This window comes from Streptomyces sp. NPDC046915 (genome assembly GCF_040644935.1).
Lineage (GTDB): Bacteria > Actinomycetota > Actinomycetes > Streptomycetales > Streptomycetaceae > Streptomyces.
In genome coordinates, this window is the sequence record NZ_JBEYXB010000038.1 from 1 (window position 1) to 17,834 (window position 17,834).

A 17,834-nucleotide genomic window follows, 5' to 3' on the forward strand; every position below is an offset into this window, starting at 1 on the left:
CGAGGCCCGCGAGGCCGACCTCGGCGTCGCCTCCGGCAACGGCAAGGGCCAGATCTTCGTCAAGGGCGAGGTCATCAAGACCGTCCCCGAGTCCAAGATCGTGGAAACCCTCATCGAGGAAGCCATGAAGCTCGCCGAGCAGATGGAGGCCGCCGGCGTGACCTCCGGCGAGCCGTCGGTGTCGGTGGCGGAGTGACGGAACGTCCCTGTACGGAGTGACGGAACGTCCCTGTACGGGACTGACTCCAGCGCCGGCCGGGCAAACTCAGCCTGTCCGGCGTTTGGGGACGAGGCCCGTTCGGGGCCGTGGCGGGGGCTTGGGGCGGCTGCCCCGAGGGGCGGGGGGCGGATTGGCGGGACTTGCAGCGTCGATCGGGCAGATCCAGCCTGTCCGGCGTTTGGGGACGAGGCCCGTTCGGGGCCGAAGCGGGGGTCCGGGGGCGGCAGCCCCCAGCGACGGGACGCAAACGGACGGCCACTTCCGAACGAGCGCCAATCGAACACCGGTCGGCACGGCAAAGCTTCCGCAGGTACAGTGCGGAGATCAGCAGACCCTCAGCGTGAGGCCCCGCACGTGTTGACCCAGACCACCTCTCGGGTGCTCGAACCGAGCGACCTGGACGCCGCGCTCGCCGTCCTCGACCGCGAGCCCGTCACCAACGCCTTCGTGACCTCCCGCGTCCAGATCGCGGGCCTCGACCCATGGCGGCTCGGCGGCGAGATGTGGGGCTGGTACGAGGACGGCATGCTGACCTCCCTGTGCTACGCGGGCGCCAACCTCGTCCCGATCTGCGCCACCCCGCGCGCCGTACGCGCCTTCGCCGACCGCGCCCGCAGGGCCGGGCGCCGCTGCTCCTCCATCGTCGGCCCCGCCGAATCCACCGCCGAGCTGTGGCGCCTGCTCGAACCGCACTGGGGCCCCGCCCGCGAGATCCGCACCCGTCAGCCCCTCATGGTCACCGACCGCATGCCCGCCGACATCGCCCCCGACGGCTACGTCCGCCGCATCCGCAAGGACGAGATCGACACGATCATGCCGGCGTGCGTGGCGATGTTCACCGAAGAGGTCGGCGTCTCCCCGCTGGCCGGCGACGGCGGCCTCCTCTACCAGGCCCGCGTCGCCGAACTCGTCGGCTCCGGCCGCTCGTTCGCCCGCGTCGACGAACACGGCAAGGTCGTCTTCAAGGCGGAGATCGGCGCGGCGACCTCCCAGGCCTGCCAGATCCAGGGCGTATGGGTGGCCCCCGAGTACCGGGGCAGGGGACTGGCCGCCCCCGGCATGGCGGCGGTCCTGCGGTACGCGCTCGCCGACGTGGCCCCGGTGGTGAGCCTGTACGTCAACGACTTCAACACCCCGGCGCGGCGGGCCTACCAGCGGGTGGGCTTTCAGGAGGTCGGCGCGTTCATGAGCGTGCTGTTCTGAGACGGCCCCCGAGATCCGGGCCGACCGGCCCCCGGGCGAGATGAGGGACCGCCTCAGGGGCAGCTGAGGGGCATCCCGGATGGCCGGGCCGCACGACGACGGCAGCATGATCCTCATGACCTCTCAGTGGATCTCCCGACGCTCCTTACTCGGTGGCTCGCTGGCCGGCGCGGCCCTGGTCGCGGCGGGCGGCACGGCGTCCCGGGCGGCGACGGTCGCGGACGTCGCGGACCGCGCGGATCGCCCGCCGGCGCTGGACACCCAGGCCCTGCACGACGCGGTTTCCGACCTCTCCCACCCGCCGGCCACCTCCGCACAACTGCGCGTCTCCCGCGGGTCGGACCACTGGTACGGAACCGCGGGAGCGACCGACCCGACCGACGGCCGCTCCCCGCGCCCGGACGACCGGTTCCGCGCCGGCAGTGTCACCAAGGTGCTCGTGGCGACCGTCGTCCTACAGCTGTGGGCCGAACGACGCCTCGAACTCGACGCCCCGATCGGCCGCTACCTGCCCCGGCTGCTGCCGCCCGACTCCGCCCGGATCACCGTCGCCCAACTGCTCGACCACACCAGCGGGCTCCCCGACCACCGGGGCGTGCCCGACCTCAGCACCCCGGAGGCCGTGCTGCGGCACCGGTTCGACCGGTGGACACCGCAGAAGTGGGTCGACACGGTCACGCAAGACCCGCTCAAGTTCCGGCCGGGCACCGCGCAGGAGTACCGGGGCATCAACTACGTCCTGCTCGCCCTGCTCGTCGAGGAGCTCACCGGGCGGCCCTACGGCGAGGCCATAGCCTCCCGCGTCCTGCGCCCGCTGGGACTGCGACACTCGCTGATACCCGGTGACGACCCACGGCTGCACGGCCCGCACGTGCACGGCTTTCTGCGGATGACCGACGGTTCCCTGAGCGACGTCACCGTCTACGACCAGTCCGGCTCCTGGGGCGAGGGCGAACTGGTCTCCAGCCTCGACGACCTCTTCCGCATCCAACAGGCACTCTTCTCCGGCGAGTTGCTGCCCCCGCGGGCAATGGAGCAGCTCTTCACCATGCCCCCGGACACCGTGCGCATGCTGGACGGCGGCCCCGCCCGGTACAGCATGGGGCTCCAGAAGGCGACCGTGAACGGAGTGACGTTCTGGGGGAAGACCGGCGAGACGTACGGCTACCGCACCCGCGTGTTCGCCACCCGGGACCGGCGTTCCAGCTTCGTGCTCTCCTACACACCGACACCGCTCACCACGGACGAGGACATGACCCAGCGGGTGGCCGCGGTGCTCACCTCCTGAGCCACACGGCGGCGGCACCCCCCTGTAGTCTCCCCGCATGGACGTCGTGATCGGCCCCCTGGACCTCTCAGCCCATGTCGACGAGGCCTTGGCCGTCCAGGCCGTCGCCTTCGGGCTGGGACCCGACGAGGTGGCCGTGCGCCGCCAGATCGTCCTGCGCCACATGCAGTACCCGGGAGCGAGGGCCCTCGGCGCCACGGTCGGCGGGCGGCTCGTCGGATTCGTCTACGGCATGCCCAACGACCGCGCCCACTGGTGGTCCACCGTCGTCGAACCGTATCTGCGGGCCCGCGGCCACGGCGACTGGCTGGACGGCTCCTTCGTGATCACCGAGCTGCACGTCCACCCCGGCCACCAGAACCTCGGTATCGGCCGCGCCCTGATCACCACGATCACCGACGGTGCCACCGAAACCCGCTCGATCCTGTCCGCGATCGACACCGACAGCCCGGCCCGCGGCCTCTACCACTCGCTCGGCTACCAGGACCTGGCCCGGCAGGTGCTCTTCCCCAGCGCCCCCAAGCCGTACGCCGTCATGGGCGCCCCGCTGCCCCTGCGCCGGAAGTAAGGATTTCCCGGCACGGCGGCCCCCCGGCTAACCTCCTAGCCATCACTGTTACCCGGCAGGAGTACGAGAACCATGGCGAACGCACCCGTCCAGCGCATGTCCCAGCTGATGGCGAAAACGCTGCGCGACGACCCGGCCGACGCCGAGGTGCTCAGCCACAAGCTCCTCGTCCGCGCCGGCTACGTCCGCCGTACCGCCGCCGGCATCTGGAGCTGGCTGCCGCTCGGCAAGAAGGTCCTCGCCAACGTCGAGCGGATCGTCCGTGAGGAGATGGACGCGATCGGCGCTCAGGAAGTGCTGCTCCCGGCCCTCCTGCCGCGTGAGCCGTACGACGCGACGGGCCGCTGGGACGAGTACGGAGCCGAACTGTTCCGGCTGAAGGACCGCAAGGGCGGCGACTACCTGCTCGGCCCCACCCACGAGGAGATCTTCACCCTGCTGGTGAAGGACCAGGCGTCCTCGTACAAGGACCTGCCGGTCATCCTGTACCAGATCCAGCACAAGTACCGTGACGAGGCCCGCCCGCGGGCCGGCATCCTGCGCGGCCGCGAGTTCCTCATGAAGGACTCGTACTCCTTCGACACGGAGGACGAGGGCCTCGCCCAGTCCTACGCCCTGCACCGTGAGGCCTACCAGAAGGTGTTCGCGCGCCTCGGCCTCGACTACCGCATCTGCGCCGCCACCGCCGGCGCGATGGGCGGCTCGAAGTCGGAGGAGTTCCTCGCCCCGGCCGGCGCCGGCGAGGACACCTTCGCGGACTGCCCCAACTGCGACTTCGCGGCCAACACCGAGGCGATCTCGTACGAGCTGAAGCAGGTGGACGCCGACGGCGTGGCCGCGCTCGAGGAGATCCCGACCCCCGACACCCCGACCATCGAGACCCTCGCCGCCCACCTCGGCGTCCCGGCCTCCGCCACGCTGAAGAACCTCCTCGTCAAGGTCGACGGCGAGATCGTCGCGGTGGGCGTCCCGGGCGACCGCGAGGTCGACATGGACAAGGTCGAGGCGCACTTCGCCCCGGCCGCCGTCGAACTGGTGACGGCCGAGGACTTCGTGGGCCGCCCGGACCTGGTCCGCGGCTACGTCGGTCCGCAGGGCCTGGGGGAGAAGGTCACGTACATCGCCGATCCGCGCGTGGCCCCCGGCACCGCCTGGATCACCGGCGCCAACAAGGAGGGCACGCACGCCAAGAACGTCGTCGCGGGCCGCGACTTCGAGGTCGACGCGTACGTCGACGTCGTGGTCGTCCAGGAGGGCGACCCCTGCCCGAAGTGCGGCACCGGCCTCAAGCTGGACCGGGCCATCGAGATCGGCCACATCTTCCAGCTCGGCCGCAAATACGCCGACGCCCTCAAGCTCGACGTCCTCGGCCAGAACGGCAAGCCGGTCCGCGTCACCATGGGCTCCTACGGCATCGGCGTCTCCCGTGCGGTCGCGGCCCTCGCCGAGCAGACCGCCGACGACAAGGGCCTGTGCTGGCCGGCCGAGGTCGCCCCGGCCGACGTGCACGTGGTCGCCGCCGGCAAGGCGCTCCAGACCGAGCTGGCGCTGGAGGTCTCCGAGAAGCTGCGGGCGGCCGGGCTGCGCGTCCTGGTCGACGACCGGGCCGGGGTGTCCCCGGGCGTGAAGTTCACCGACTCCGAGCTGATGGGCGTACCGAAGATCCTGGTCGCGGGCCGCCGCTCGGCCGAGGGTGTCCTCGAGCTGAAGGACCGGAAGACCGGTGAGCGCGAGGAGCTCACGGTGGACGAGGCGATCGCGCGCCTGACCGCGCAGTAAAGGAACATCTCAGAAAGCTCTCCGGAGGTGTACAGAAGCCTCACAGCTTTCTCTCAGACCGTTCCCCGACCGTAGTGCGTGACACAGCGTCACTGTCACTCGGGAGGGGAACGGTCATGACAAGCAGGGAACGAGGCGCCGCCGCGGCGGTCCGCAGGGGTGCACGACGTACGGCGGCCCTCGCCGCGGCCGTCACGCTGGCCGGGGCGGCGGGGGTGTTCGCCCTCATCGGCACGATGCAGGCGGACACCACCACGACGACGAGCAGCGGCACCAGCTCCAGCACGAGCAGCGACAGCGGCAGCACGGACACGTCGTCGAGCAGCTCCGGCAACTCCTCGTCCACGTCGTCCTCCTCGTCCACGTCGTCCTCCTCCGGCCTCCAGTCGTCCGCCGACGGCCTCACCTCCGGCAACGGCGCCGCCGACGCCACCTCGGGGGCGTCGTGACCACCACGGGCCTGCGTACGACGGCGGCGGCCGAGTGGCGAGCGCTGGGCACCCGGGTCCGCCTGGTCGTCACCGACCCGGCCCTGCTGGACTCCTGCAACCTGCTGCTCGCCCGCCACCTGGCCGAGGTCGACGCGGCCTGCAGCCGCTTCCGCACCGACTCGGAACTGTCCGCCCTCGCCGGCGCGGCCGGCCGCCCCGTGCGGGTCAGCCCGCTGCTCGCCGAGGCCCTGGCCGTGGCGCTGCGCGCCGCCGAGGCGACCGACGGGGCCGTGGACCCCACCGTCGGCTCGGCGATGGCCGCCCTCGGCTACGACCGTGACTTCACCCTCGTCCGCGAGGACGACCGCCCGGTGTCGTTGCGGCTGCGGCGCGCCGCCGGCTGGCGCCGGGTGGAGCTCGACCGTACGACCGGTACGGTCACCGTCCCGGACGGCGTCCGCCTGGACCTGGGCGCCACGGCCAAGGCCTGGGCCGCCGACCGGGCCGCGGCGATGCTGGCGCGTGCGGCGGGCTGCGGGGTGCTGGTGAGCCTCGGCGGCGACACCGCGGTGGCGGGCGAGCCACCGGCCGGGGGCTGGCAGATCAGGGTCCAGGACGTCACGGGCGCGGTCGAGGAGACGCCCCCGCCGGGTTCGTACGAGACGGTCGGACTGCGCGGTGGCGGGCTGGCCACCTCCGGAACCAGCGCCCGGCGCTGGCGGCGCGGCGGCTACGAGCTGCACCACATCGTCGACCCGCGCACCGGCCTGCCCGTGCGCACCCCTTGGCGCACGGTGTCGGTCGTCGCCGCGACCTGCGCCGACGCCAACGCGGCCGGCACCGCGGCCCTGGTCGAGGGCGTGGGAGCGGAACAGCGGCTGACGCGCCTCGGGCTGCCCGCCCGGCTCGTGGCACAGAACGGTCTGGTCGTGACGACGCCCGGCTGGCCCGCTCCCCGGGAGGCCGCCGCATGAACTCCGCCACCCTCTGGTACGCGGGCCGCGCCACCGGGGCGGTCTGCCTCGTCCTCTTCACGGTCGTCGTCCTGCTCGGCATCGCCGTACGGCTGCGCGGACGGATCCCCGGCCTGCCCCGGTTCGGCACGTTGGGCCTGCACCGGACCCTGTCCCTGTCCGCCACCGCCTTCCTGGCCCTGCACATCGCCCTGGCGGCCGTGGACAGTTACGTGAACATCACCCTCCTCGACGTCCTCGTGCCGTTCGTCTCCGACTACCGGCCCTTGTGGCTCGGCCTCGGCACGGTCGCCCTCGACCTGCTCCTCGCGGTCCTGGTGACGAGCCTGCTGCGGGCCCGGCTGGGACATGGCGCCTGGCGTGCCGTGCACCGGCTGGCGTACGCCTGCTGGCCCGTCGCCCTGGCCCACGGCATCGGCATCGGCACGGACACCGGCGCCGACTGGATGACCTGGCTGACCGTCTGCTGCGTGGCCGCCGTGACCACCGCCACCGGCCTCCGCCTGGCCCACTCCCTGCGCGCCGCCCGCCGCACCCCCACCGCCCTGCTCCGCACCGCCGAAGGAGCCCGCCCGTGACCGCGACCTTCCCCGACCTGTACATGTCCCCGCGCCTGCTCGCCCCCGGCGGTACCCCCGCCGGCCTGACCACGCACGAACAGCGCTACGGCCCCCTCGCGTACGAGTCGTACGACGACCCCGACGCCCTGATCGGAACCGTCGCCGAAGCCGGCCTCACCGGACGCGGTGGAGCCGCCTTCCCCACCTGCCGCAAGCTCGTGTCGGTCACCGAGGCCGCCCGGCGCTCCGGCCGCACCCCCGTCGTGGTGGCGAACGGGTGCGAGGGCGAACCCGCGAGCCGCAAGGACCGGACGCTGCTTCAGATGTCACCCCATCTCGTCCTGGACGGGCTCCAGTTGGCCGCGCGGGCGGTCGGCGCTGGGGAGGCGTACCTGGCGGTCGAGGACGGCGCCTCCTACCTGGAGTCCGCCCTGGCCCGGCGCGCCGACCCGCTGCCCGTCCGGGTGGCGCGCGTACCGGCGCGCTTCCTGTCCGGGCAGGCCTCGGCGCTCGCGCGGTACCTCTCCGGCGGCGCCGCGCTGCCCGCGTACCAGAACCCGCCCGTCCGCGAGCGCGGGGTGCGCCGGGCCCCGACCCTGGTGCAGAACGTGGAGACGCTCGCCCACCTCGCGCTGATCGCCCGCTACGGCGCCGACTGGTTCCGTACGGCGGGCACGCCGGCGGATCCGGGCAGCGCCCTGTGCACGGTGCACGAGCCGGGACGCCCGGTCCGGGTCGTGGAGGCGCCCTTCGGCCTGCCGCTGGGCCGGCTGCTGTCCCTCACGGGAATCTCCGCGGTCCTCGTCGGCGGCTACCACGGCACCTGGGTCCCGGCCTCCGAGGCGGCCCGACTGCCCCTCGCCGGCGGCACCTTGGGCGCGGGCGTACTCGCGGCGCTCCCCGCCGACCGCTGCGGACTCGCCGAGACCGCCCGCGTGCTGCGCCACCTGGCGCTGGAGTCGGCGGGCCAGTGCGGACCCTGCCTGAACGGCCTGCCCCGGATCGCCTCCGCCTTCCGGACCCTGGCCGCCCCCGGCCCCCAGGGCACCACCCGCGCCGACGTCGCCCGCTGGGCCGGCCTGGTCGAGGGCCGCGGCGCCTGTCACCACCCCGACGGCACGGTCCGCCTGGTGCGCGGCGCACTGACCGCCTTCGCCGGCGAACTCGACGCCCACGCGCGCGGCGTGTGCACCGCGACCGACCGCACACCCCTGCTGCCCGTACCGGAGGGAGACTGACATGGACCCGCGCACCGACACGGTCGTCGACATCGACCGGACCGCCTGCCGGGGCCACGGCCTGTGCGCCGAACTGCTCCCCGAGCACATCACCCTCGACGAATGGGGCTACCCCCTGGTCGACGACACCCCGATCCCGGCCCGTACGGCAACACGCGCCCGCCGCGCCGCCACCGACTGCCCGGCCCTGGCCCTGAAACTCAGCTCACGCCAGACAGAAGCGCAGGCCCGCCAGGCCGGGCACACCTAGAGCCAGCCCGCGAACTCCAGCAGCAGTTCCGCGTCCTGCTCCCGGCCCACCCGGCGGGCCCGTACCCCGGACTCCACCGCGCGGAACAGGGTCCAGCCGCGCAGCCGCTCCTGGTCCACGTCCAGCGACTCCGCGAGCCGCTTCACCCGCCGCCGGGTCGTCGCCGCCCCCGAGGGCGTGGCGATCAGGTCCTCCACCCGGTCCCGGACCAGCCGGGCCAGGTCGAAGGCGCACTCGCCGACCAGCGGGTCCGGCCCCACCGCCAGCCATGGCATCCGCTCCCCGGCGAGCACCTTGCTCTGCCGGAAGGTGCCGTGCAGCAGCCGGTGCTCCGGCGGCGCGGCCAGCAACTCCGCACGGGCCGCGAGCGCCGCCTCGACCAGCGGGGCGACCTCGGGGTCGGTGGCCGCGCTCGCCCGCATGGCCTCGGCCTGCCGCCCGGTCCGCCCGTCGACGGTCTCGAAGGAGAACGCCGCCGGAGGTTCCACCCACAGCCGCCGCAGCGTCCCCGCCGCCTCCAGCAGCGCCTTCGCCTCGGGCAGCGACCGCACGGACACGTCCGGATGCAGCCGCTCGAGCAGCAGCACCCCCGCGGTCCCGTCCGCCTCCAGCAGTTGTACGGCGCCAAGGCCGCCCCAGTGCGCCAGCGCCGCGCGTTCGGCCTCCGGCCGGGCCCGGGGCGGGGCCAGCTTCAGCACGGCCGGGGTCCCGTCCGCCCGGCGTACCAGCACGACCAGACTGCTGCGGCCACCCGGCACCTGCACCCGCTCGACGGTCAACTCGCGTAGCGCGACGGCCTGCCGCACGGCCTCCGGCAACTCGTCCAGCCAGCCGTCACCGTCCGGTGCCGTCTCACCGAGCGCCCTGACGAGACGCTGCGGCGGTTCGAAAGCCATGCGCGAATCGTTCCTTCCTGGGTGCCGGCCCCTCCTGGTGCCGGGTCATGCCGTCGGCGTCGCCGAGGCCGAGGTCGGTGCCGGGGTCGCGGACGTCCCGGCCGCGGCACCGTCCCGCTCGGCGAGACCAGGGAAGGCTACGCTCTCCCCGCGCCAGCGCACCGCCCGCACCGCGGCCTCCCGCAGCGCCCCGGCGGCCTCGGCGCGCCGCCCGCCCGTGGTCGCCCGTACCACGTCGGAATACACCCCGGCCACGCGTTCCTCCAACTCGGCGGCGAGCCGCACCGCCGCCGGAGAGTCCGGCACCGGGAACGGCAGGGCGTACGCCGGCTCCGCGGCCACCGGGGAGCCGCCCAGGTCGCGTACCTTGCGGACCAGCGCATCCCTGCGCGCCCGATGCGCGTCGTACGCCGTCCGTGCTTCAGTGCGCCGTCCCGCGCTGATCCGCCCGCCGACGACCCCGTACCCGTACACGGCCGCGTGCTCGGCGGCCAGCGCCTTCTCCAGGGCCTTGAGTTCGCCGTCCCGCGCCCCGTCGCTCACTTGTCACCCTTCGTCAGCAGATACGCGTGCGCCGCCCCGGCCGCCGCCACCGAGGCCAGCAGGCGGGCCAGTTCCCCCTCCACATGCAGCAGCGCCGTCGCCCGCCGGTCGGCGAGGGCGCGCTCGGCGGCGGCGAGCGCGGCGAGGGCGTCCTTCGCGTCGGCCGGCACGGCCGGCGCCGCCGACGCCTCCGCGGACCGCGACGGAGCCGAGGAGGCAGAGGAAGCCGAAGAAGACCGCGAGGGGCTCGCCGAACCGTCCTCGAACGCCTCCGCGTGGGCCGCGGCCTCGGCCCGCAGCGGCCCCAGCCGGTCCGCCAGCGCCGGATGCACGGTGATCACCGCGTCGTACCGGTCCACCAGCCGCCGGCTGTCCCGGGCCGCACGCGCGCGTGCCCGCTCGGAGACCGAGAGGCCACCCCTGTCACCGGAGTCCCCGCTCCCGTCGGAGCAGCCCGCGAGCAGCACCGCTCCGGCGGCCGAGGCGAGCAGGGTTCTTCTGCGCGGCCAGGGGAGGGCACGCGCGGGTGGGGGGAGGGGCACGGCAGACGTCCTCGGGCACTCGTACGAACACACCGGCGGGGGTCCGCCGGTGATCACGGTACCCGCGAACCCGGCCGACCCATGTCACCGGCTCGTGGACCCGTCCGAGGGGCGTGGGGCCGTATCGGTGTGCGACTTCGCCGCGACCGGCCGGACCGCCGGAGGCATACGTGGACGGCAACACCCCCTGCGACCCGATACCCTTTGACCAGACAGCGCGACCCATCCCACAACAGCACACGCGGCCGAGGAGTCACCCGGATGAGCACCACCCAGAGCGAGAGGCTGCGAGAACTGCTGGAACCGCTCGTCACCTCCCAGGGCCTGGATCTCGAGGAGATCGCCGTGGACTCCGTCGGACGCAAGCGGGTGCTGCGTGTCGTCGTCGACTCCGACACCGGAGCGGACCTGGACCAGATCGCCGATGTGAGCCGCGCGCTCTCGGCGAAGCTCGACGAGACGGACGCGATGGGCGAGGGCGCGTACGACCTGGAGGTCGGAACCCCGGGCGCGGAGCGCCTCCTGCAGGAACCCCGGCACTACGCGCGCGCGGTCGGCCGGCTGGTGAAGTTCCAACTGGCCGAGGACGGCGAGCTGGTCGCCAGGATCCTGACGGTCGACGACGAAGGTCTCGACCTCGAAGTGCCCGGAGTGAAGGGCCGTAAGGCCACCACCCGCAGACTCGGCTTCCCGGACATCGTCAAGGCGCGCGTGCAGGTCGAGTTCAGCCGCAAGGACAAGAAGGAAGAGGAGGCGTAGCCGTGGACATCGACATGAGTGCCCTGCGGGGCTTGGTTCGGGAGAAGGAGATCTCCTTCGACCTGCTGGTCGAGGCGATCGAATCGGCCCTCCTCATCGCCTATCACCGCACCGAGGGAAGCCGCCGACACGCGCGCGTGGAGCTCAACCGGGAGACCGGGCATGTGACCGTGTGGGCGAAGGAGGACCCCGAGGACCTCGAGGAGGGCCAGGAGGCCCGCGAGTTCGACGACACCCCGTCCGGCTTCGGCCGCATCGCCGCCACCACCGCCAAGCAGGTCATCCTGCAGCGGCTGCGCGACGCCGAGGACGACGCGACGCTCGGCGAGTACGCCGGCCGCGAGGGCGACATCGTCACCGGAGTGGTGCAGCAGGGCCGCGACCCGAAGAACGTGCTCGTCGACATCGGCAAGCTGGAGGCCATCCTGCCGGTGCAGGAGCAGGTGCCGGGGGAGACGTACCCGCACGGCATGCGGTTGCGCAGTTACGTCGTACGGGTGGCGAAGGGCGTCCGCGGACCCTCGGTCACGCTTTCGCGCACCCACCCCAACCTGGTGAAGAAGCTCTTCGCGCTCGAGGTGCCGGAGATCGCCGACGGCTCGGTGGAGATCGCCGCGATCGCCCGTGAGGCCGGTCACCGTACGAAGATCGCCGTCCGCTCCACTCGTTCGGGCCTGAACGCCAAGGGCGCCTGCATCGGCCCCATGGGCGGCCGGGTGCGCAACGTGATGGGCGAGCTGAACGGCGAGAAGATCGACATCGTGGACTGGTCGGACGACCCGGCGGAGATGGTCGCGAACGCGCTGTCACCCGCCCGGGTGTCCAAGGTCGAGGTGGTCGACATGGCGGCCCGGTCCGCCCGGGTGACCGTGCCGGACTACCAGCTGTCGCTGGCGATCGGCAAGGAAGGGCAGAACGCCCGGCTGGCCGCCCGGCTCACCGGCTGGCGGATCGACATCCGCCCGGACACCGAGCAGGCCGGGGAATAGATCCAGGCCGCAAGTCGCTCAGATCACGACAGTTATATGCACGACAACTGTTCGATCTTTGCCCCAAAGGGGTGAGGTCGGTACGGGGAGGTAGACTTAACGGTGTCTGGCCGGACGCACGCCGGAGCATGCCCTGAACGCACCTGTGTGGGGTGCCGGGAGCGAGCGGCCAAGACGGAACTGCTGCGCATCGTGGCGATCAAGGACGCATGCGTCCCCGATCCTCGCGGTACGCTGCCCGGCCGGGGTGCGTACGTGCACCCCGCCCAGGTCTGTCTCGACCAGGCGGTACGCCGCCGGGCGTTCACGCGGGCGTTGCGCGCCCCGGGAGTGCTCGACACAAAGGTGTTGCGCCGGTACGTCGAGCAGATGACAGTTGCCGAACAGGCAACACCGTAAGAAGCGTCGCGCGGAACCCCCGTGCGGCCCTGGTACCCCGCGAGTTGGAAGTAGGTCGAGATTGCGATGAGCACTCGATGAGCACGCGATGAGTACGCCCATGAAGTAGCGACGGTCCGGACGCAACCCGGACCTAAAAGGAGCGAAGTGGCTAAGGTCCGGGTATACGAACTCGCCAAGGAGTTCGGTGTGGAGAGCAAGGTCGTCATGGCCAAGCTCCAGGAACTCGGTGAATTCGTCCGTTCGGCGTCTTCGACGATCGAAGCGCCCGTAGTACGCAAGCTGACCGACGCGTTCCAGGGCGGTGGCAACGGCAAGTCCGCCCCGCGTAAGGCCGCCCCCAGGCCCGCCGCGCCCTCTCCGGCGCAGGCGGCACGTCCGGCTGCACCGAAGCCGGGCGCCCCCAAGCCGCCGTCGGCCCCGCAGCCGGCCGCCCCGCAGCCCACGGCCCAGCAGCCGTCGGCTCCGTCGGCGCCCGCGCCGGCCCCCGGCCCGCGTCCGGTTCCGGGTCCCAAGCCCGCGCCGCGTCCGGCTCCGGCCGCCCCGGAGTTCACCGCTCCGCCGGCCGCTCCGGCCGCGCAGGCTCCGGCCCCGCAGGCTCCGGCCGCCCAGGGTCCGCGCCCCGGCGCGCGTCCCGGCGCCCCGAAGCCCGGCGGCCGTCCGGGCGGTCCCGGTCAGGGTCAGCGGGGCGAGCGGGGCGAGCGGGGCGAGCGTCCCGCTGCCGCTCAGGGCGGCGGTCGTCCCGGCGGTCAGGGCCCGCGTCCCGGCGGCCGTCCGGCCGGTCCGCGTCCGGGTAACAACCCCTTCACGTCCGGTGGCTCCACCGGCATGGCTCGCCCGCAGGCCCCGCGCCCGCAGGGCGGTTCCCGTCCCGGCGGCCCCGGTGCCCCCGGCGGCGGTCCCCGTCCCCAGGCGCCCGGCGCCCAGGGCGGCGGTCCGCGTCCCCAGGCTCCGGGCGGTCCGCGCCCGACCCCGGGCTCGATGCCGCGTCCGCAGGGCGGTCCCCGTCCTGGCGGCGGTCCCGGCGGCCCGCGTCCGAACCCGGGCATGATGCCGCAGCGTCCCGCTGCGGGTCCGCGTCCCGGCGGCGGTGGCCCCGGCGGCCGTGGTCCCGGTGGCGGCGGCGGTCGTCCCGGTGGCGGCGGCGGTCGTCCGGGCGGCGGCGGCTTCGCCGGTCGTCCGGGTGGCGGTGGCGGCGGCTTCGCCGGTCGTCCTGCCGGTCCCGGTGGCGGTGGCGGCGGTTTCGCCGGCCGTCCCGGTGGTCCCGGTGGTGGCGGCGGTGGCCGTCCCGGCTTCGGCGGTCGTCCCGGTGGTCCGGGTGGCCGTGGTGGCACGCAGGGCGCCTTCGGCCGTCCCGGCGGTCCCGCGCGTCGTGGCCGCAAGTCGAAGCGGCAGAGGCGCCAGGAGTACGAGGCCATGCAGGCCCCGTCGGTCGGCGGCGTGATGCTGCCTCGCGGCAACGGCGAAGCCATTCGCCTGTCGCGCGGTGCGTCGCTCACCGACTTCGCCGAGAAGATCAACGCCAACCCGGCGTCGCTCGTCGCGGTGATGATGAACCTGGGCGAGATGGTCACGGCCACGCAGTCCGTCTCCGACGAGACCCTGCAGCTCCTCGCCGACGAGATGAACTACACGGTTCAGATCGTCAGCCCCGAGGAGGAGGACCGCGAGCTGCTCGAGTCCTTCGACATCGAGTTCGGCGAGGACGAGGGCTCCGAGGAGGACCTGGTCGTCCGCCCGCCGGTCGTCACCGTCATGGGTCACGTCGACCACGGTAAGACCCGACTGCTCGACGCCATCCGCAAGACGAACGTCATCGCGGGCGAGGCCGGCGGCATCACCCAGCACATCGGTGCCTACCAGGTCGCGACCGAGGTCAACGACGAAGAGCGCAAGATCACCTTCATCGACACCCCGGGTCACGAGGCGTTCACCGCCATGCGTGCCCGTGGTGCGAAGTCGACCGACATCGCGATCCTGGTCGTCGCGGCCAACGACGGCGTCATGCCGCAGACGGTCGAGGCGCTCAACCACGCCAAGGCGGCCGACGTCCCGATCGTCGTCGCGGTCAACAAGATCGACGTCGAGGGTGCCGACCCGACCAAGGTGCGCGGTCAGCTGACCGAGTACGGCCTGGTGGCCGAGGAGTACGGCGGCGACACCATGTTCGTCGACATCTCCGCCAAGCAGGGTCTGCACATCGACTCGCTGCTGGAGGCCGTGGTCCTCACGGCCGACGCCTCGCTCGACCTGCGGGCCAACCCGGCCCAGGACGCGCAGGGCATCTCCATCGAGTCCCGTCTCGACCGCGGCCGTGGTGCCGTGGCGACGGTCCTCGTCCAGCGAGGCACGCTGCGGGTCGGCGACACGATGGTGGTGGGCGACGCCTACGGCCGCGTGCGCGCCATGCTCGACGACAACGGCAACAACGTCGCCGAGGCCGGCCCGTCGACGCCGGTCCAGGTCCTGGGCCTGACCAACGTCCCGGGTGCGGGCGACAACTTCCTGGTGGTCGACGAGGACCGTACGGCCCGTCAGATCGCCGAGAAGCGCGCCGCCCGTGAGCGGAACGCGGCGTTCGCCAAGCGCACGCGCCGTGTCTCGCTCGAGGACCTGGACAAGGTGCTCAAGGCCGGCGAGGTCCAGCAGCTGAACCTGATCATCAAGGGTGACGCTTCTGGTTCCGTCGAGGCGCTCGAGTCGTCGCTGCTCCAGCTGGACGTCGGCGAAGAGGTCGACATCCGCGTACTGCACCGCGGCGTCGGTGCGGTCACGGAGTCCGACATCGACCTGGCGATGGGCTCCGACGCCATCGTGATCGGCTTCAACGTCCGCGCGGCCGGCCGCGCGGCGCAGATGGCCGAGCGCGAGGGCGTGGACGTCCGGTACTACTCGGTCATCTACCAGGCGATCGAGGAGATCGAGGCGGCCCTCAAGGGCATGCTCAAGCCGGAGTACGAAGAGGTCGAGCTCGGTACGGCGGAGATCCGCGAGGTCTTCAAGTCGTCCAAGCTGGGCAACATCGCGGGTGTTCTCATCCGCTCCGGCGAGGTCAAGCGCAACACCAAGGCGCGCCTCGTCCGCGATGGCAAGGTCATCGCGGAGAACCTCAACATCGAGGGTCTGCGGCGCTTCAAGGACGACGTCACCGAGATCCGCGAAGGCTACGAGGGTGGTATCAACCTCGGAAACTTCAACGACATCAAGATCGACGACGTCATCGCGACGTACGAGATGCGGGAGAAGCCGCGCGTGTAAGCGCTCGGGCTTCCGAGACGGTCCGGTCCGGGGCCGGTCGACGGAGAATATTTCCGTCGATCGGCCCCGGCCGTTCGTTGTACGGTTCTGATGTTCCCGCCGATCTGCCGGCGGGCCCGTCAATCCCGTACCGGCGGGTCATCCGGACACACATATGTATGTGGGGACTCTGTCCTTCGACCTCCTGCTCGGCGACGTGCGGTCGCTGAAGGAGAAGCGCTCCGTCGTCCGCCCGATCGTGGCCGAGCTACAGCGGAAGTACACGGTGAGCGCGGCGGAGGTGGATCACATGGACCTCCATCGCAGGGCCGTCGTCGGCCTGGCGGTGGTCTCCGGCGACGCGGGGCATCTGACCGACGTACTGGACCGGTGCGAGCGGCTGGTCGCCGGGCGTCCCGAGGTGGAGCTGCTGTCGGTGAGACGCCGCATCCACGGGGACGACGACTGATTTCGAACGTAGAACAGGAAGAACGGGAGACGACCAGTGGCCGACAACGCGCGTGCCAAGAGGCTGGCGGACCTCATCCGAGAGGTGGTGGCCCAGAAGCTGCAGCGCGGGATCAAGGACCCGCGGCTCGGCTCGCACGTCACCATCACGGACACCCGGGTCACCGGGGACCTGCGGGAGGCGACCGTCTTCTACACGGTCTACGGCGACGAGGAGGAGCGGCAGGCCGCCGCGGCGGGCCTGGAGAGCGCCAAGGGCATCCTGCGCTCCGAGGTCGGCCGTGCGGCCGGCGTGAAGTTCACGCCGACCCTCGCCTTCGTCGCGGACGCCCTCCCGGACACCGCCCGCACCATCGAGGACCTCCTCGACAAGGCGCGTCTGTCCGACGAGAAGGTACGCGAGGCGTCCGCGGGCGCCGCGTACGCCGGTGACGCGGACCCGTACCGCAAGCCGGACGCCGAGGACGAGACGGACGACACCGCCGAATGACCCAGAAGCGCACCACGCCCGACGGCCTTGTCATCGTCGACAAGCCGTCGGGCTTCACTTCGCACGACGTGGTCGCCAAGATGCGCGGCATCGCCAGGACCCGCCGCGTCGGCCACGCCGGCACCCTCGACCCCATGGCGACGGGCGTCCTCGTCCTCGGCGTCGAGAAGGCGACGAAGCTCCTCGGGCACCTCGCCCTCACCGAGAAGGAGTACGTCGGCACCATCCGCCTCGGCCAGACCACGGTCACCGACGACGCCGAGGGCGAGATCACCGCCTCGGCCGACGCCTCCAAGGTCACCCGGGACGCCGTCGACGCCGGCGTCGCCAAGCTGACCGGCGACATCATGCAGGTGCCGTCCAAGGTCAGCGCCATCAAGATCGACGGCGTGCGGTCCTACAAGCGGGCCCGTGAGGGCGAGGACTTCGAGATCCCCGCCCGGCCCGTCACCGTCTCCTCCTTCGCCGTGTACGACGTCCGGGACGCGGTCGCCGAGAACGGCACGCCGGTCCTCGACCTGGTGGTGTCGGTGGTCTGCTCCTCCGGCACCTACATCCGCGCCCTCGCCCGCGACCTGGGCGCCGACCTCGGCGTCGGCGGACACCTCACCGCCCTGCGCCGCACGCGCGTCGGGCCGTACAAGCTGGACGCCGCGAAGACGCTGGAACAGCTCCAGGAGGAGCTGACCGTGATGCCGGTCGCGGAGGCGGCCACGGCCGCGTTCCCGCGCTGGAACGTCGACGCCAGGCGCGCCCGGCTGCTCATCAACGGCGTGCGGCTGGAGATGCCCGACGAGTACGCGGGCGCCGGCCCCGTCGCCGTCTTCGACGCCGAGGGACGCTTCCTCGCGCTGGTCGAGGAGCACAAGGGCAAGGCCAAGAGCCTGGCCGTCTTCGGCTGAGCCGTGCCCGGGGGCCCAAGGGCTCTGCCCGTGGAGCGGCGGCCACGGGATGTCGCCGCCGCTCCACGGTCCCCCCTCGGTTCCCCCACCCCTAGGGT

At 72.6% G+C, this 17,834-nt stretch carries 19 protein-coding genes and 1 pseudogene; 17 read left to right on the forward strand and 3 right to left on the reverse strand.

Features of this window, described 5'->3' with window-relative positions:
• The 10 genes and pseudogenes from ABZ915_RS46330 to ABZ915_RS46375 form a co-directional block, all read left to right on the forward strand.
• A pseudogene (locus tag ABZ915_RS46330) lies at nucleotides 1-196 on the forward strand (4-hydroxy-3-methylbut-2-en-1-yl diphosphate synthase); the annotation flags it as partial.
• 378 nt (nucleotides 197-574) lie between these two features.
• On the forward strand, nucleotides 575-1,423 hold the full coding sequence (locus ABZ915_RS46335) for a GNAT family N-acetyltransferase (RefSeq protein ID WP_361816771.1): 849 nt from the start codon (nucleotides 575-577) through the stop codon (nucleotides 1,421-1,423).
• Between the two features lie 115 nt (nucleotides 1,424-1,538).
• A complete protein-coding gene (locus ABZ915_RS46340; RefSeq protein WP_361816774.1) occupies nucleotides 1,539-2,711 on the forward strand; it encodes a serine hydrolase domain-containing protein in 1,173 nt (390 codons plus the stop codon).
• 37 nt (nucleotides 2,712-2,748) lie between these two features.
• Nucleotides 2,749-3,279, forward strand: a complete 531-nt coding sequence (locus tag ABZ915_RS46345) for a GNAT family N-acetyltransferase (protein WP_361816777.1) — start codon at nucleotides 2,749-2,751, stop codon at nucleotides 3,277-3,279.
• A 72-nt stretch (nucleotides 3,280-3,351) separates the two neighbouring features.
• Nucleotides 3,352-5,058, forward strand: a complete 1,707-nt coding sequence (locus ABZ915_RS46350; RefSeq protein ID WP_361816780.1) for a proline--tRNA ligase — start codon at nucleotides 3,352-3,354, stop codon at nucleotides 5,056-5,058.
• A 116-nt stretch (nucleotides 5,059-5,174) separates the two neighbouring features.
• A complete protein-coding gene (locus tag ABZ915_RS46355) occupies nucleotides 5,175-5,507 on the forward strand; it encodes a hypothetical protein (RefSeq protein ID WP_361816783.1) in 333 nt (110 codons plus the stop codon).
• Complete coding sequence (locus tag ABZ915_RS46360) at nucleotides 5,504-6,463, forward strand: FAD:protein FMN transferase (protein WP_361816786.1); 960 nt, start codon at nucleotides 5,504-5,506, stop codon at nucleotides 6,461-6,463. The genes ABZ915_RS46355 and ABZ915_RS46360 overlap by 4 nt, the downstream gene beginning before the upstream one ends.
• Nucleotides 6,460-7,041, forward strand: a complete 582-nt coding sequence (locus tag ABZ915_RS46365; RefSeq protein WP_361816789.1) for a ferric reductase-like transmembrane domain-containing protein — start codon at nucleotides 6,460-6,462, stop codon at nucleotides 7,039-7,041. The genes ABZ915_RS46360 and ABZ915_RS46365 overlap by 4 nt, the downstream gene beginning before the upstream one ends.
• Nucleotides 7,038-8,261 carry an NADH-ubiquinone oxidoreductase-F iron-sulfur binding region domain-containing protein gene (locus ABZ915_RS46370; protein ID WP_361816792.1) on the forward strand — a complete coding sequence of 408 codons (1,224 nt, stop codon included), beginning with the start codon at nucleotides 7,038-7,040 and terminating at the stop codon, nucleotides 8,259-8,261. Before ABZ915_RS46365 ends, ABZ915_RS46370 begins: the two co-directional genes overlap by 4 nt.
• 1 nt (nucleotide 8,262) lies before the next feature.
• Nucleotides 8,263-8,511, forward strand: a complete 249-nt coding sequence (locus ABZ915_RS46375; protein ID WP_361816795.1) for a ferredoxin — start codon at nucleotides 8,263-8,265, stop codon at nucleotides 8,509-8,511.
• Here the strand turns inward: ABZ915_RS46375 and ABZ915_RS46380 are convergent.
• Genes ABZ915_RS46380 through ABZ915_RS46390 form a run of 3 tightly spaced genes read right to left on the reverse strand, consistent with a single transcriptional unit; the run spans nucleotide 8,508 to nucleotide 10,492 of the window.
• On the reverse strand, nucleotides 8,508-9,407 hold the full coding sequence (locus ABZ915_RS46380; protein WP_361816797.1) for an aminoglycoside phosphotransferase family protein: 900 nt from the start codon (nucleotides 9,405-9,407) through the stop codon (nucleotides 8,508-8,510). The two genes, ABZ915_RS46375 and ABZ915_RS46380, sit on opposite strands and share 4 nt — an antisense overlap.
• Before the next feature lie 45 nt (nucleotides 9,408-9,452).
• Nucleotides 9,453-9,950: a ferritin-like domain-containing protein gene (locus ABZ915_RS46385; RefSeq protein ID WP_361816800.1), complete on the reverse strand. Its 498-nt coding sequence runs from the start codon at nucleotides 9,948-9,950 to the stop codon at nucleotides 9,453-9,455.
• Complete coding sequence (locus ABZ915_RS46390) at nucleotides 9,947-10,492, reverse strand: hypothetical protein (RefSeq protein WP_361816803.1); 546 nt, start codon at nucleotides 10,490-10,492, stop codon at nucleotides 9,947-9,949. Before ABZ915_RS46390 ends, ABZ915_RS46385 begins: the two co-directional genes overlap by 4 nt.
• 261 nt (nucleotides 10,493-10,753) lie before the next feature.
• Here ABZ915_RS46390 and rimP point away from each other — a divergent pair, with 261 nt between their 5' ends.
• The 7 genes from rimP (at nucleotide 10,754) to truB (ending at nucleotide 17,736) form a co-directional block, all read left to right on the forward strand.
• On the forward strand, nucleotides 10,754-11,251 hold the full coding sequence (gene rimP, locus ABZ915_RS46395; protein WP_361816805.1) for a ribosome maturation factor RimP: 498 nt from the start codon (nucleotides 10,754-10,756) through the stop codon (nucleotides 11,249-11,251).
• A 2-nt stretch (nucleotides 11,252-11,253) separates the two neighbouring features.
• A complete protein-coding gene (nusA, locus tag ABZ915_RS46400; protein WP_030958814.1) occupies nucleotides 11,254-12,240 on the forward strand; it encodes a transcription termination factor NusA in 987 nt (328 codons plus the stop codon).
• Nucleotides 12,241-12,342: 102 nt separating this feature from the next.
• Entirely contained in the window at nucleotides 12,343-12,639 is a 297-nt protein-coding gene (locus tag ABZ915_RS46405; protein ID WP_361816808.1) for a YlxR family protein, read from the forward strand.
• A gap of 147 nt (nucleotides 12,640-12,786) precedes the next feature.
• A complete protein-coding gene (gene infB / locus ABZ915_RS46410) occupies nucleotides 12,787-15,897 on the forward strand; it encodes a translation initiation factor IF-2 (protein ID WP_361816811.1) in 3,111 nt (1,036 codons plus the stop codon).
• A 154-nt stretch (nucleotides 15,898-16,051) separates the two neighbouring features.
• The gene (locus ABZ915_RS46415; protein WP_361816814.1) at nucleotides 16,052-16,345 is read left to right on the forward strand and encodes a DUF503 domain-containing protein; all 294 of its coding nucleotides are present in this window, start codon (nucleotides 16,052-16,054) and stop codon (nucleotides 16,343-16,345) included.
• Between the two features lie 36 nt (nucleotides 16,346-16,381).
• A complete protein-coding gene (rbfA, locus tag ABZ915_RS46420; RefSeq protein ID WP_361816817.1) occupies nucleotides 16,382-16,834 on the forward strand; it encodes a 30S ribosome-binding factor RbfA in 453 nt (150 codons plus the stop codon).
• Nucleotides 16,831-17,736 carry a tRNA pseudouridine(55) synthase TruB gene (truB, locus tag ABZ915_RS46425; protein WP_361816820.1) on the forward strand — a complete coding sequence of 302 codons (906 nt, stop codon included), beginning with the start codon at nucleotides 16,831-16,833 and terminating at the stop codon, nucleotides 17,734-17,736. The genes rbfA and truB overlap by 4 nt, the downstream gene beginning before the upstream one ends.
• Nucleotides 17,737-17,834: the final 98 nt, after the last annotated feature.